Genomic DNA, 14,667 nt, shown 5'->3' with positions numbered 1-14,667 from the left:
CATATGAAAATTGTTGCTTACCCAATTTAAAAGGGACTGAGGCATCTATTTCAGCCGTAATGACTTTCATACGTGAAGCATCAGTACTATCGTCTTCTTCCGATACCGGGATACTTTGCCGCATACCGGTACCACGCTTATAAGATAACTTGCCCTCAAGCTGCCAGTATCCCAAATAGGCACGATGGCGAAGCTCAGCCTCCCAACCAGCCATGCGATGACGCTGCACCTCAATTTCCGTATCATCAATATATTTGGAAACCTGTCTAGACCATAATTTAGCAGCAACTGTAGCCTTATGATGACCATTACGCCAAATCATACGCTCCGCAGTCAAATCGTTACCATATTGTTTACCATTATAATCATAATTTACGGTATAACCTTCAGTCGCCTCATGATAGCGGTAACCACTATGATTAAAAGAGAATAGCCATTTTTGGGCCGGTACCGAATAATGCACACTATAACTCCTAGAACCGCTTTTAGTTTCGATACCATTTTCATCAGTTAACTCTGTTTGATGTGCTAAACCGCGTCCATAGGAAACATAAAATAGATCACTTAAGCCAAATGGATTATCCACTGATAAGGAAGAATTACCTCGATATTTACCTGTAGTTTTACTGCCAGAATCATCTATACCAATACTGACTCGAACCGGCTTGTCTTGTCGCCAATTTACGAGTAAATCACTTTTACCTTCTTCCTCGGATGGCATAATTTGGATATCCGCCTCTATACTTGGCAAGCGACGTAAATTTTCTAAACCTTGTTCTACATCTTGTAAATTTAGTATTTTATTTTTACGCAAAGGGAATTTATTGTTAAATGCACTAATACTTCCCTCAGCTGTTTTTTTATTTCTCTTTTCTTGATAACGAATATCCCCTACTTCACCTGCTATTATATCTATTTTCAATATTCCATCAGTCATATCCTGTGGTTGTATAATTGCCTGAGAAGTAATATAGCCATGCGAGAGTAAGATTTGTTGAGTGGCCTTTTGCAACTTTTGCAGATTATTGGCACCCAAGCACATCCCTGACTGAAAACCAGTTTTTTCAATTGCTTCACTAGGCAAAAAAGAAAATGCTCTGTTAGTCCCACTAGTTAAATCAATATGCTTAACTTGTGTACAAGGTATTTCACCATTTTCGAGAAGATAAGAAATAGTTTCAGATGCTCGTTCAAGCATTACATCTGATTCCATTTGTAATTTTGCATCAATTGACTGCTGATGCTGCATAGACCGGATTAATTCTGCATCATTGCTATCACCAGCCAAAGCATAATTTGGCAAAAATATTAGAGCAGGAAATAGGGATAAAACATGAATTTTCATTTTATTAATAATAATTGACAAAACGCCATGCTATCATGATAAAATAGATATGTAAAATTAAATTAATTATTATAACTCTTTGAATCTTAACCCCACCACAAACCAATAAATACAAAAATGCCCGAAGCCAAAAGCCTCGGGCATTTTTAATATTTGGTGGGTCCGGTGGGTTTCGAACCCACGACCAAGGGATTATGAGTCCCCTGCTCTAACCCCTGAGCTACAGACCCGTCAAGAGTAGATGCGGATTATAGCATAACTTGTTGCTTGTTCAAGATGCCGAGCAAATGTTTCAGACGGCCTGTTGGTTTTCTATTCGGGCATTATGCCGATACGCCCAATGCTTCCCAAACTTTCAAAGCGTCCGATGTTGCTTTGACATCGTGAACACGGATGATTTGCGCGCCTCTAGCCACTGTGGCCAAAGCGGCTGCGACGCTGCCGTGTACGCGTTTGGCGGCATCTTGTTCGCCTGTCAGCTCGCCAATCATACGTTTGCGCGATACACCGATCAGAAGGGGGAATCCGGTTGCGTCCATCAATTCAGGCAAATGTTTTATCAGGGTGATGTTGTGTTGCAGGTTTTTGCCGAAACCGAAGCCGGGGTCTAGCGTGATGCGTTCAGGGGCAATGCCTGCTTGAACGCATTCTGCCGCGCGTACTTTTAAATAACGCGCGACTTCTTCGACGACATCTTGATATTGCGGATTAAGCTGCATGGTTTTGGGCAAACCCTGCATGTGCATGAGACACACGCCTGTATTCGGCTGTTGCGCCAACAATGCGACTGCGCCTTCATCACTCAATGCGGCAACATCGTTGATAATATCGACGCCGCCTTGCGCCAAGGCTTTTTCCATAATCGCCGTGCGGCGCGTGTCCAAGCTGACGGGAACATTCCACTTGGCGACTTCCGCCAAAACCGGCTGCACCCTGGCCCATTCTTCTTCGAGAGAAACATCATCCGAACCCGGACGGGTAGATTCGCCGCCGATATCGAGAATATCCGCGCCGTCTTTCAGCAGCTGCTCGGCATGTGCCAATGCTATTTGGACATTTTGCGAATAGGTGCCGCCATCGGAAAATGAATCGGGGGTCAGATTGACGATGCCCATGATTTTCGGTTTGTCTAAGGCGATTTCAAATCGGCCTGCCTGCCAAATGTGCGTGTTCATAATGCTTCCATTGATGAAATAATAGGATAGAGGCCGTCTGAAACTTTTCAGACGGCCTTTAGGTTTTGACTTCAAACAGTCAATTACATTCCGCCGTAATTCGGCCCGCTTGCGCCTTCGGGGCAAATCCAAGTGATGTTTTGCGTCGGGTCTTTGATGTCGCACGTTTTGCAGTGGACGCAGTTGGCGGCGTTGATTTGCAGACGCGGACTGCCGTTTTCTTCGACGATTTCATATACGCCGGCCGGACAATAGCGCGTCTCAGGCGAGGCGTATTCTTTGTAGTTTACGTCTATCATGACCTGCGGGTTTTTCAGTACCAAATGGTCAGGCTGGTTTTCTTCGTGCGCAAGGTTGGCGAGGAAAACGCTACTCAAGCGGTCGAAGGTCAACACGCCGTCGGGTTTCGGATAATCAATCGGCTTGCATTCGGCGGCTTTTTTGAGCTGCTCGTTGTCTTTGCCGTGATGTTTCAAGGTCCACGGGGCTTTGCCTCTGAAAATCATTTGGTCGATACCGGTATAGACGGAGCCGAGGTAAACACCCCATTTAAATGACGGACGGACATTGCGCGCGGCGTAAAGCTCTTGATACAGCCAGCTTTGTTCAAAGCGTTGCTGATAATCGGCCGCTTCTTTGCCGCTGTCGAAGCTTTCCACTTCTTCGAGGTTTTCCAACAAAGGGAACACGGCTTCTGCGGCAAGCATGGCGGATTTCATGGCCGTATGGATGCCTTTGATGCGTGGCATATTCAGGAAACCTGCGGCATCGCCGACCAAAACGCCACCTTTAAACGAGAGTTTCGGCAGGCTTTGCAAACCGCCTTCAATCAGCGAACGCGCGCCATACGCGATACGGCGGCCACCTTCAAAGGTTTTGCGGATTTCAGGATGGGTTTTGAAACGTTGGAACTCTTCAAACGGCGACAGATAAGGGTTTTGATAATCCAAGCCGACCACAAAGCCGACAGCGACTTTGTTTTCGTCAAAATGATAAATAAACGAGCCGCCGTAGGTTTTGCTGTCCAACGGCCAGCCTGCACTGTGCATCACCAAACCGGGCTGATGTTTTTCAGACGGCACTTCCCAAATTTCTTTAATGCCCAAGCCGTAAGTTTGCGGCTCGCTGTTTTGGTCGAGCTTAAATTGTTCAATGACTTGCTTGGAAAGCGAGCCGCGACAGCCTTCGGCAAATATGGTTTGCTGCGCCCAAAGCTCCATGCCGGGCTGGAATGAATCGGTCGGTTCGCCGTCTTTTCCCACACCCATATTGCCGGTCGCAATGCCTTTGACCGAACCGTCTTCGTGATACAGCACTTCGGCAGCGGCAAAGCCCGGATAGATTTCCACACCCAAATTTTCCGCCTGCTCCGCCAGCCAGCGCACGACTTCGCCCAAGCTGGCAATATAGTTCGCATGGTTGTCGAAATTCGGGGTAACCGGCAAGTTGAAGGCTTTTTTCTCGGTCAGGAACAAAACCCTGTCCTTTGTCACTGTACGCGTCAGCGGCGCGCCTTTTTCTTTCCAATCAGGAATCAGCTCATTCAAAGAAATCGGATCGATGATGGCACCTGCAAGCGAGTGCGCACCGGCCTCCGAACCCTTCTCCACCACGCAAACGCTGATTTCACGTCCATTCTTTTCGGCAAGCTGCTTGAGTTTGATGGCGGCGGACAAACCCGACGGGCCTGCGCCGACAATCACGACATCGTATTGCATACTGTCGCGTTCGATGGTTTCTGTCATAGTGGTTCCTGTATTGTCATTATTCAATTTAATCCGCTAATTATACAGCCTGGACATATAGTTACCAAATACAACAAAAGGCCGTCTGAAACTTTACTCAAATTTCAGACAGCCTTTACTGTGTTCAAAAGATTACTGCGCTTTGGTTTCCGTTACAAAACCGATTTTGCTGATACCGGCTTCGCGCGCCGCTTGCAGGGCTTGGTTGACATAATCGTATTCAACCGCTTTATCCGCCGCAATCGCCACAATCACATCTTCGTTTTTCGCTTTGGCTTCTTTCAGCTTGGCAGTTACCGTTGCCAAATCCACTTTGGTATCGGAATCGCCGCCAACGACATAAGCACCACTGGCATCAATGCTCAAACGCAAAGGATCTTTAGGCTGCTGCTTATCCTCTTTCGCCGCTTTTTCCGAGGCAGTCGGCAACTCCAAAGGAATCGAGTGGGTCAGCACCGGCATGGTAATCATAAATACAATCAGCAACACCAGCATCACGTCCACTAAAGGCGTAACGTTGATATCCGACATCGGCGCATCATCGCCGGAATTCATTGATCCGAAAGCCATGGTTTAATCCTTTTGGTTCAGAAGGCGGACATGCAGGTCATGTGCAAATGCGTCCATATCTTGCGCGATGGTTTTCGTACCGCGATTGAGGAAGTTGTACGCCAATACGGCCGGAATCGCCACAAACAGGCCGACAGCAGTCGATACCAAAGCCTCACCAATCGGACCGGCTACCGCAGCAATGCTCATTTGACCGCTTTCGCTGATGCCGATCAGGGCATGGTAAATACCCCAAACAGTACCCAACAGACCGATAAACGGAGCTGTTGCGCCGATGGAGGCCAACGCGGTCATGCCATAGTCGAACTGACGCATGGTTTGGGACATACTGTTGCGGATGTGAACAACCAAGTATTCGTTCAAAGGCAATTCGTCAATCAGCGATTTGCTTGTCGTTTGACGGTAGTTTTGGTATGCGCGCAGAGACTCATCGGCAACATTGCTCATTGGTGCTTCTACCGCTTTGGCTTTCTGTACAGCATCGGCCAGAGTAAACGCATTCAGCATCAACTCTTTTACCTGAGCATTGCCTTTTTTCGCTTTGCAGTATTTGATGCAGCGGATCACGATAACGCTCCATGTTACCACGCTCATCAACAACATCAGGACAAATACACCAATCAGTACCACATCACCTGATTTGAAAACTAAACTTAAATCCATAATTTTTCCAAGTTAAAAATAAAATTAAAATTTCTATCGGGTCATTTAAAATTATTTCCCAACAGCATATATTTTCTAATCAATCAGCTTAGGCCTAGATACTTATTCGAGCGTGAATTTGACAGGTACTTTAAATTCAGTCCAAACGCTTGCATGACAGCTACCATCCTTAACGGCTTTACGCGCTGCGTTATCCAGACGACTATAACCACTTGATTTATTCACACTAATTGAATCCACTTTACCGCCGGGACCAACCAAGACTTTCAAAACAACCAAGCCCTCTTCACCATTTTCAGTGGACAGTGAAGGATACGGAGGTCTTGGAATATGGCAGGTTCCTTTTGCCGGATTGCCTTTACTGCTGCCGGCACCTGTACCGCTGCCACCACCTCCGCCACCGGTACCGGAGCCATGTTCGCCTTTCGCACCACCGCTGCCGGATCCGCTGCCTTCGCCACGGCCGCTGCCTGTACCTTTCGTACCGCCGCCGTTGCCTTTTCCTTCTCCGCTCAAGGCCTTGCCTTCGCCGTTGCCTTTACCGTTTTCCGCAGTATTCGGCCCGGTTTTGCTGCCTGAGTATTCAGATGCTTTGGGAGATGGTTTAGGTTCTGCCTTCGGCTCTGGTTTTGGTTCAGGTTTTGGCTCGGGCTTCGGCTCAGGTTTGGGTTCCGGCTTAGGCTCGGGCTTAGGTTTCTCGATAGGTTTCGGTTTTTCCTTTTGCTGTACGATATCCGCTTTTTCTTTTTTCGTTACCACAGGTTTGATAACAGGTTTGGGCGGCTCGACAGGCTTAGGTTTGGGTTTCGGCTTGGGTTTTGGTTGTTCGGGGGTAGGCTCGGGGGCGGCAGGTGCGCCTTCGCCCTCAGGGCTACCGTCGCCACCGCCGAAATCGCCCAAATCGACAAATTCAATATTCGCCATTTCGACAGGAGGTGGTTTGTGCGCGTGCCATAAAAGTGCAACCAAGCCGACGTGAATCAACGCAACGGAAGTCACGACGGCTGGAGTTAAAATTCGTTTTTTATCCATAATTCCGTTATGTTAATAGCAACAATTCCCGTTTGCAAGTCGTTTTACAGTCAAAATAAGCATTAATGCTTATAGAGAAAGTTTATAGACCTGCTGTTTTAAAGGCTGCATATCATAATATGATATTAGCTCTCATTACTAATATTATCAAACAAGCGGCCATCTGAAAAGATAAACGGTATTAAAAAAGCCATCGACTCTTACAATATTTATGCCATCCGCACATCAGGCCAATATTGAAACCTCATCAGACCGATAAAAATTCAAATGGTTTCAAACCATCTGTATTTTTTATCCATAAAACATCAGGCCGTCTGAAAACATTCTTTCAGACGGCCTGATTCAAACAAAATCATTTTTTCCGTTTCGCCCTTGGGTGCGCCTCATCATAAACGCGCGCCAAATGGTCAAAGTCCAGCTTTGTATAAACTTGCGTAGCGGAAAGGTTGCTGTGACCCAACAATTCCTGTACGGCGCGGATATCGCCCGATGCCTGCAAAAGATGGGTTGCATAGCTGTGGCGCATCATGTGCGGCGAGATATGGCTGGCACTGCCCACGCGCACTGCCCACGCCTGCAGGCGTTTTTGAATTTGACGTTGCCCCAGCCTGCCGCCGTTCTTATTAGTAAACAAGGCCTGCTCGCCCTCTTTGGCAATACGCACTGCCAAATAATCGCGCAATGCCGCAATGCTCTTGCCCACCAAAGGCACTTGCCGCTGCTTGCCGCCTTTACCCTTCACACTGACCCAGCCTTCGTCCAAAACGATACCGTCCAGATTCAAACCTTGTATCTCGCTCAGGCGCAAACCGCTGCCATACATCAATTCAAACATGGCCTTATCGCGCACGTCCAACTCGTCATCAACTGGCGCATGGTCAAGGATATGGTTTAAAGGTTCTTGCGGCAGCGCTTTGGGCAGGCGTTCGGGCAGGCGCGGCGCTTTCATATTAAATGTCGGGTCACTTTCCATGACTTCTATCTGCACCAGCCAACTGCAATATTGCCGCCACACCGACAATTTCCGCGCCAAGCTGCTTTCGCTCAAGCCCTTTTGCGACAGCTTTTTCAATACCGCCACAAAATCACGGCGCGTCGGCAGGCCGTTTCCCAGATTATCGGGCAACAGGCGCATCAACTCGCTCAAATCGCGCCGATAAGCGGAAACGGTATGCTCCGACTTGCCTTGTTGCAGCAAGGTTTTCAGATAGCGCTCAAGATGAAGCGCAAAATTGTTTGATTCCGCCATTTCAGACGGCCTCCAATGCTGCTTTCAAGGCCGAAGGCAGACGACAGACACGCTGCTTGCCATAATCGAAACACACCATGCCCGTCTGCACTTTCGCCAGCACAAGGCCGTCTGAAATCCTACGGATACGGTACAGCAAAGAAAAGCCCACACCGGCCACGCTTGCAGCCCCCATTTCTATCAACAACTCATCGCCATGATGACCTTGTGCCAAATACTGTACCGCTGCATCCGCCATAATCAGGCCAGCCCCTCCGGCATCCATTTCACTCCAACCCAGCTTCGCCAGCCAACGCATCCTCACTTCATGGCACAAACGCAACACCGCATCGTTCGCCAAATGGCCACCATAGTTCACATCGCCCACCTGCACCGTCAAGGCCGTCTGAAACAAAGGCTTATCACACTCGGCCACCGAAATCCTATCCATTTTGCACACCCGTTTTCAATACTACGCCATTATAAACCGAGACCCTGTTCGTTAATATATAAAAACAATGTAGCAGCTTGTAGTTTTTCATAGCAAAAAACATTATAATTTATCGGATAAATTTACCCTTCACTACTTCAGGAGCTCCTCATGGCACTCGTATCCATGCGCCAATTATTGGACCATGCTGCCGAAAACAGCTACGGTCTGCCCGCATTCAACGTTAACAACCTCGAACAGATGCGCGCCATCATGGAGGCGGCCGACCAAGTCAACGCCCCCGTTATCGTTCAAGCATCCGCAGGCGCACGCAAATACGCAGGTGCCCCATTCCTGCGCCATCTGATTTTGGCCGCAGTCGAAGAATTCCCGCACATCCCTGTCGTGATGCACCAAGACCACGGCGCATCTCCTGATGTGTGCCAACGCTCCATCCAACTGGGCTTCTCCTCCGTGATGATGGACGGCTCGCTGATGGAAGACGGCAAAACCCCTTCTTCTTACGAATACAACGTCAACGCCACCCGTACCGTGGTCAACTTCTCCCACGCTTGCGGCGTGTCCGTTGAAGGCGAAATCGGCGTATTGGGCAACCTCGAAACCGGCGAAGCCGGCGAAGAAGACGGCGTCGGTGCAGTGGGCAAACTTTCCCACGACCAAATGCTGACCAGTGTTGAAGATGCCGTACGTTTCGTTAAAGATACCGGCGTTGACGCACTGGCGATTGCCGTTGGCACCAGCCATGGCGCATACAAATTCACCCGTCCACCCACAGGCGATGTATTGCGTATCGACCGCATCAAAGAAATCCACCAAGCCCTGCCTAATACCCACATCGTGATGCACGGCTCCAGCTCCGTTCCGCAAGAATGGCTGAAAGTCATCAACGAACACGGCGGTAAAATCGGTGAAACCTACGGCGTACCTGTAAAAGAAATCGTCGAGGGCATCAAACACGGCGTGCGCAAAGTCAACATCGACACCGACCTGCGCCTTGCCTCTACCGGCGCCATCCGCCGCTTCATGGCAGAAAACCCGTCCGAATTTGACCCGCGCAAATACCTGAGCAAAACCGTCGAAGCCATGAAACAAATCTGTCTTGACCGCTACCTCGCATTCGGTTGCGAAGGCCAAGCCGACAAAATCAAACCGATTTCTTTGGAAAAAATGGCAACCAAATACGCCAAAGGCGAATTGAACCAAATCGTTAAATAATCCGTAGATCAGATTAACACTAAGGCCGTCTGAAAACTTGAAAATAAGGTTTCAGACGGCCTTAGCTTTGGGGAAATTTATAGTAAAATCCCCCCGCCGACTACCCATCAAAACACATCGAAAGCAAACATGAAACTCGCCGTTATTTTGCCGGCCTATTGCGCCGAAGCTTATTTGCCCGAATGCTTGGATTCGGTATTGAATCAAACATTCCGTGACTTTTTCGTCATCGCCGTCAACGATGCTTCAACAGACAAAACCGGCGAAATCCTCGAGGCTTACGCAGCCAAAGATTCACGTTTGCAGGTTTTCCACCTTCCGGAAAACAGGGGCGAGCCGTTTGCCTGCCAATTTGCCATGGATATGCTCAAAGACGTAGAGGTCGAATATGTGGCACGAATGGATGCGGACGATATTTGCGCCTTGGATCGTTTTGAAAAACAAATTCAATTCTTAGACAGTCATCCCGAAATCGATATTGTCGGCAGCCAAGCCACCATCTTTTTCGACGACCAATCCGGAAGAGAACCCGTTTTAAGCGATCTCCCCCTGCTCGACAAAGACATTAAAGCTTTTCTCTCCTTTGCCGCCCAAAACATGTTCAACCCCACCACCATGTGGCGGCACGACAGCATTAAAAACCTCGGGATAAACTACACCGCGACGGAAACCGCGCCCGATTTCCATATGTGGGTGCAATGCGCCCTACATGGCAAAACCTTTGCCAACCTGCCCGAACCTTTGTTGTTTTACAGGATACACCAAACTCAAGAAAGCAAAAAAAGAGACAAAATCAACAGATCCGTCCAGTACACCATGGAGTTGTGGATCAGTCATCTCTTCCCTGATTTGAACGCGACGGAAGTAACGCTCTTAAGCCGCATCTTATACGAAAAGCAACTGCGTTTGACCACCGAAGAGCTGAAAACCATTTTTGCCGCCTATGACAGAATCAGCAAAGACCGCAGCATTTCATTGTTTGGCGAAGACCGCAATACCATGTTCGACATGATAGACAAGTTCTTCAATTTCTTAAAAAGTCAGTTAAAATTCACTTAAATCATAAAAGGCCGTCTGAAACCTAAGTTTCAGACGGCCTTTGTCTATTTCAAGATCAATCCAAATCAGAACAAGCCGTGAATCACGCCGCCTGCGTCCACATCGATTTTCTCAGCGGCCGGAACTTTCGGCAGACCCGGCATTTTCATCATATTGCCGCACAACGCAACGATGAAGCCTGCGCCTGCGGAAACAGTGATACCGCGCACGGTAATGCGGAAGCCTTCGGGGCAGCCTAACAGTTTAGCGTTGTCGCTCAAAGAGTATTGGGTTTTCGCCATGCAGATCGGCATTTTGTCCAAGCCCAGTTTTTCCAGTGAAGCGATTTCGGCAGAAGCCTCTGCGCTGAAATCAACATCTTCCGCGCCGTACACTTTTTGGGCAATCGCACGGATTTTGTCTTTGATGCTCAATTCGACATCGTAGGCGAAGCCGAAGTTATTCGGTTGATTCTCGATGGCGTTGACGACTTTATGCGCCAAATCCGCGCCGCCCGCGCCGCCTTTGCCCCATACTTCGGTCAGGGAAACTTCGACGCCGTGTTCCGCGCAGGCTTTTTCAATCATGGCCAACTCGGCATCGGAGTCGGACACGAAGCGGTTGATGGCAACCACCACAGGCAGGCCGAATACGTTTTTCAGGTTGGAAATGTGTTTCAAGAGATTAGGCAGACCTTTTGCCAAAGCGTCGAGGTTTTCTTCGCCGAGGTTGGCGCGTTCTACGCCGCCGTTGTATTTCAAGGCGCGGACGGTGGCCACGACAACAGCCGCATCAGGTTTCAAATCCGCCAGACGGCATTTGATGTCGCAGAATTTTTCCGCACCCAAATCCGCGCCGAAGCCTGCTTCGGTTACGGCGTAATCGGCAAGGTGTTTCGCCAGACGTGTGGCGGTAACGGAGTTGCAACCGTGGGCGATGTTGGCAAACGGGCCGCCGTGTACAAAGGCAGGCGTGCCTTCGATGGTTTGTACCAAGTTAGGCTTAATCGCATCTTTGAGCAATGCCGCCATCGCGCCATTTGCTTTCAAATCTTTGGCGTAAACAGGGCTGCCGTCTTTGGCATAGGCGACAAGGATGTTGCCCAAACGCTCTTTCAAATCGCTGATGTCTTTAGCAAGACAGAATACCGCCATCACTTCGGACGCAACGGTAATGTCGAAACCGTCGGGACGCATCACGCCGTCAACAGGTTTTCCCATGCCGTCGATGATGTTGCGCAACTGACGGTCGTTCATATCGACCACGCGACGCCACAGCACGCGTTTCGGATCGATGTTCAACTCATTGCCTTGATAGATATGGTTGTCGAGCATGGCGGCAAGTAAGTTATTCGCCGCGCCGATGGCGTGGAAGTCGCCGGTGAAGTGCAGGTTGATGTCTTCCATCGGCAAAACTTGGGCATAGCCGCCGCCTGCCGCACCGCCTTTAACACCAAACACCGGACCCAAAGAAGGTTCGCGCAGGGCGATAACAGAATCTTTGCCGATGTGGCGCAATGCGTCCGCCAAACCGATGGTTACGGTGGTTTTACCCTCACCCGCAGGAGTCGGATTAATGGCGGTAACCAAAATCAGACGGCCTTGTTTTTGCGGCAGCTTGAATGCTTCGGCAGGATTGATTTTGGCTTTGTAATGGCCATAGGGCTCGATGTTGTCAACGTTCAAACCCAGCTTGGCGGCAATTTCACCAATCGGGCGCATGGTGGAAGACTGGGCAATTTCAGCATCGGTTTTGAAGCTCATGATTTTCCTTTATTGAGTGAGGGAAGGCCGTCTGAAACAATCTCAAGAGACGGCTGGAAGAAAAAGAATATTCGTTCTATTATAACGTTTTCCAAGAATAAACCGCAGTGAAAATTTCGATATTTCATCAACAAGCGGATTCATATTGTCAACAATTCAAAACAAAAGGAAAAAACATGAGCAGCAACGCATGGCTGTTTTGGGCATTAGCATCGGCAGGCTTCGCCTCATTGACCGCCATTTTCGCCAAAATGGGTTTACAGGGCATAGATTCAGATTTCGCCACATTTATCCGCACCTTGGTCATCCTCGCCGCTTTGGTATTGTTTTTAACCTATACCGGCAAATGGCAGGGCGTGAACGGCTTTACCGGCCGCAACTGGACATTCCTCATCCTATCCGGCCTTGCTACCGGCGCATCTTGGCTTGCCTACTTCAAAGCCCTGCAACTGGGCAACGCCTCGCAAGTCGCACCCGTCGACAAATTCAGCCTGGTCTTGGTCGCCCTGATGGCCGTCGTTTTCTTAGATGAACGCCCAAGCACGCAGGAGTGGATAGGCTTAGGCTTGGTAACGGCAGGCGTATTGACTTTGGCTTTGAAACGATAAAGATTGGGACATCAAAAAAGGCCGTCTGAAAAATTTCAGACGGCCTTTGCTTTGTTTCAAACAATCAGCTCACAATTAATTTGAACCGACTTTGATTTTTTGCCACAAGTTGACAGACAGTTTTTTCGCATCTGCGCTCATTTGAGGCATGACGAAACCGTCTTTCATGTCTTGCTCGTTCGGGAAAATAGAACGTGTATTCACCAGCTCGGCAGGCATTTTTTCGCGTGCAGGTTTGCTGGCCGGTGCGAAGGTTACGGCAATACCGTTTTTCGCAGCCACTTCGGGATCAAGTGTGTAGTTGATGTATTTGTGGGCATTGACGATGTTTTTCGCATCGGCCGGAATCAGCCAAGATTCAATCCAGAAGCCCATGCCTTTTGGCGTCAACACTTCGATGCCGACGTTGTTTTTCACTTCTTCGGAACGTGCTTTGGCCAAGTTCAAGTCGCCGCCGTTACCTGCCGCCAAGCAGATGTCGCCGCGCGCCAGTTCGTCAATGATGGAAGGGCTGAAACGTTTTACATCAGGACGGATGGTTTTCAAAACTTCCGCCGCCGCTTTCAAATCTTCAGGATTCGAGCCTTTAGGATCTTTACCCAAGTAGTTCAACAAGATTGGGAACATTTCGCTCGGGGTATCCCACAAAGCGATGCCGCAAGATTTCAGCTTGTTGGTGTATTCGGGTTTGAACAGCAAATCCCAGCCGTTTTCAGGCAATTTTCCGCCCAAAAGCTCCTTGCCCTTCGCCGTAATCGCAATCGTATTCACACCTGAGAAGTATGGGACGGCGTATTGATTGCCCGGGTCGGCGGTTTCCAACATCTTCAGCAATTCAGGGTCGATGTTTTTATAGTTCGGAATCAGATCCTTATTGATTTTTTGGTATGCACCCGCCTCAATTTGGCGCGGCAGGAAGGCAATACCGGGCACAACCAAGTCATAGCCGGATTTGCCGGTCAGCATTTTGGCTTCCAGCGTTTCGTTGTTTTCATACAAATCGTAAGTCAGCTTCAAATTGTTGGCTTTTTTGAAGTCTTCGACTGTACTTTCGTCAACGTAGTTTGACCAGTTGTAGATATTCAAAGTATCGGTAGCGGCTGCCTCGGCATTGGCAGCAGGCGCGCTGCCTGCTTGAGGTTGCTCGGCTTTTTTCTCGCCACCGCCGCACGCGGCCAAAGACAATGCGGCCAATACGGCTAATACAGATTTTTTCATACGGGCAGATTCCTGATGAAAGAGTGGTTAATGTCAATAAATAAGAAACCCTGCACCCCATAAATACCCCGGCGCAGAGTTAGGCTATTGTAATGGAAACGTAAGCAAACGCAAAGCAATATCCATCTGATTTTTATTGAAATAAGGCAAAGCAACACCATCTTTTTCCCAAAAGCGTTGCACCAGCTGTCGTTTTTGGGCAAAATACGGCTGATTTGCGCGCGTTTATAGAGAAAAAGCTTGCATATAAGGAAATCTGTCTTTAAAATTGCGCGTTTACAGAATTTATTTTTCAGGAGATATTCAATATGGCAAACAGCGCACAAGCCCGCAAACGTGCCCGCCAGTCGGTTAAACAACGCGCCCACAACGCCAGCCTGCGTACTGCATTCCGTACCGCTGTGAAAAAAGTGTTGAAAGCAGTTGAAGCCGGCGACAAAGCTGCTGCTCAAGCAGTTTACCAAGAATCCGTTAAAGTTATCGACCGTATCGCTGACAAAGGCGTATTCCACAAAAACAAAGCAGCCCGTCATAAAAGCCGTCTGTCTGCTAAAGTAAAAGCTTTGGCTTAATACTGACGCAGATGCCGGGAATCCTGACAATCAAAACAGGATAA

Annotated in this window: 14 protein-coding genes and 1 tRNA gene; 4 read left to right on the top strand and 11 right to left on the bottom strand. The window is 48.7% G+C overall.

The genetic code is table 11. The features are described from left to right. From ACTHTY_RS05350 to ACTHTY_RS05310, 9 genes are all read right to left on the bottom strand, one after another. A partial coding sequence (locus tag ACTHTY_RS05350; RefSeq protein ID WP_440366693.1) for a ShlB/FhaC/HecB family hemolysin secretion/activation protein occupies positions 1-1,345 on the bottom strand: 1,345 nt, incomplete at its 3' end. A 154-nt stretch (positions 1,346-1,499) separates the two neighbouring features. After that, positions 1,500-1,575 (bottom strand) — tRNA-Ile (locus ACTHTY_RS05345). Positions 1,576-1,668: 93 nt separating this feature from the next. Further along, positions 1,669-2,520: a dihydropteroate synthase gene (gene folP, locus ACTHTY_RS05340; protein ID WP_440366675.1), complete on the bottom strand. Its 852-nt coding sequence runs from the start codon at positions 2,518-2,520 to the stop codon at positions 1,669-1,671. 83 nt (positions 2,521-2,603) lie between these two features. Further along, positions 2,604-4,265 (bottom strand): electron transfer flavoprotein-ubiquinone oxidoreductase, encoded by a 1,662-nt coding sequence (locus ACTHTY_RS05335; protein WP_114926064.1) that lies wholly within the window; start codon positions 4,263-4,265, stop codon positions 2,604-2,606. Between the two features lie 132 nt (positions 4,266-4,397). After that, entirely contained in the window at positions 4,398-4,835 is a 438-nt protein-coding gene (locus ACTHTY_RS05330; protein WP_003686804.1) for an ExbD/TolR family protein, read from the bottom strand. A 3-nt stretch (positions 4,836-4,838) separates the two neighbouring features. Beyond that, on the bottom strand, positions 4,839-5,498 hold the full coding sequence (locus ACTHTY_RS05325) for a MotA/TolQ/ExbB proton channel family protein (protein WP_049321979.1): 660 nt from the start codon (positions 5,496-5,498) through the stop codon (positions 4,839-4,841). A 102-nt stretch (positions 5,499-5,600) separates the two neighbouring features. Further along, positions 5,601-6,530 (bottom strand): energy transducer TonB, encoded by a 930-nt coding sequence (locus tag ACTHTY_RS05320; protein WP_150536857.1) that lies wholly within the window; start codon positions 6,528-6,530, stop codon positions 5,601-5,603. A gap of 352 nt (positions 6,531-6,882) precedes the next feature. Next, the gene (locus ACTHTY_RS05315; RefSeq protein ID WP_440366674.1) at positions 6,883-7,779 is read right to left on the bottom strand and encodes a tyrosine recombinase XerC; all 897 of its coding nucleotides are present in this window, start codon (positions 7,777-7,779) and stop codon (positions 6,883-6,885) included. 1 nt (position 7,780) lies between these two features. After that, the gene (locus ACTHTY_RS05310) at positions 7,781-8,209 is read right to left on the bottom strand and encodes an acyl-CoA thioesterase (RefSeq protein WP_440366673.1); all 429 of its coding nucleotides are present in this window, start codon (positions 8,207-8,209) and stop codon (positions 7,781-7,783) included. A 150-nt stretch (positions 8,210-8,359) separates the two neighbouring features. Between ACTHTY_RS05310 and fba the strand changes: the two genes are divergently transcribed. Then, positions 8,360-9,424 (top strand): class II fructose-bisphosphate aldolase, encoded by a 1,065-nt coding sequence (fba, locus tag ACTHTY_RS05305; protein WP_440366672.1) that lies wholly within the window; start codon positions 8,360-8,362, stop codon positions 9,422-9,424. Positions 9,425-9,553: 129 nt separating this feature from the next. Continuing rightward, on the top strand, positions 9,554-10,483 hold the full coding sequence (locus ACTHTY_RS05300; RefSeq protein ID WP_440366671.1) for a glycosyltransferase family 2 protein: 930 nt from the start codon (positions 9,554-9,556) through the stop codon (positions 10,481-10,483). Between the two features lie 65 nt (positions 10,484-10,548). On the opposite strand, the gene ACTHTY_RS05295 is transcribed toward ACTHTY_RS05300, so the two are convergent. Beyond that, positions 10,549-12,225 (bottom strand): formate--tetrahydrofolate ligase, encoded by a 1,677-nt coding sequence (locus ACTHTY_RS05295; protein WP_440366670.1) that lies wholly within the window; start codon positions 12,223-12,225, stop codon positions 10,549-10,551. 176 nt (positions 12,226-12,401) lie between these two features. Between ACTHTY_RS05295 and ACTHTY_RS05290 the strand changes: the two genes are divergently transcribed. Beyond that, positions 12,402-12,833: an EamA family transporter gene (locus tag ACTHTY_RS05290; RefSeq protein WP_003680126.1), complete on the top strand. Its 432-nt coding sequence runs from the start codon at positions 12,402-12,404 to the stop codon at positions 12,831-12,833. Positions 12,834-12,908: 75 nt separating this feature from the next. Here the strand turns inward: ACTHTY_RS05290 and ACTHTY_RS05285 are convergent, their stop codons facing one another. Continuing rightward, the gene (locus ACTHTY_RS05285; RefSeq protein WP_070625056.1) at positions 12,909-14,051 is read right to left on the bottom strand and encodes an extracellular solute-binding protein; all 1,143 of its coding nucleotides are present in this window, start codon (positions 14,049-14,051) and stop codon (positions 12,909-12,911) included. Between the two features lie 308 nt (positions 14,052-14,359). Between ACTHTY_RS05285 and rpsT the strand changes: the two genes are divergently transcribed. Then, complete coding sequence (gene rpsT / locus ACTHTY_RS05280) at positions 14,360-14,623, top strand: 30S ribosomal protein S20 (protein WP_002212556.1); 264 nt, start codon at positions 14,360-14,362, stop codon at positions 14,621-14,623. Positions 14,624-14,667 lie beyond the last annotated feature (44 nt).

Source organism: Neisseria sp. P0019.S002 (assembly GCF_051957155.1).
Classification (GTDB): Bacteria; Pseudomonadota; Gammaproteobacteria; order Burkholderiales; family Neisseriaceae; genus Neisseria; species Neisseria perflava.
The sequence above is the reverse complement of the archived record's forward strand: the minus strand, read 5'-3'. Positions and strand labels throughout refer to the sequence as shown.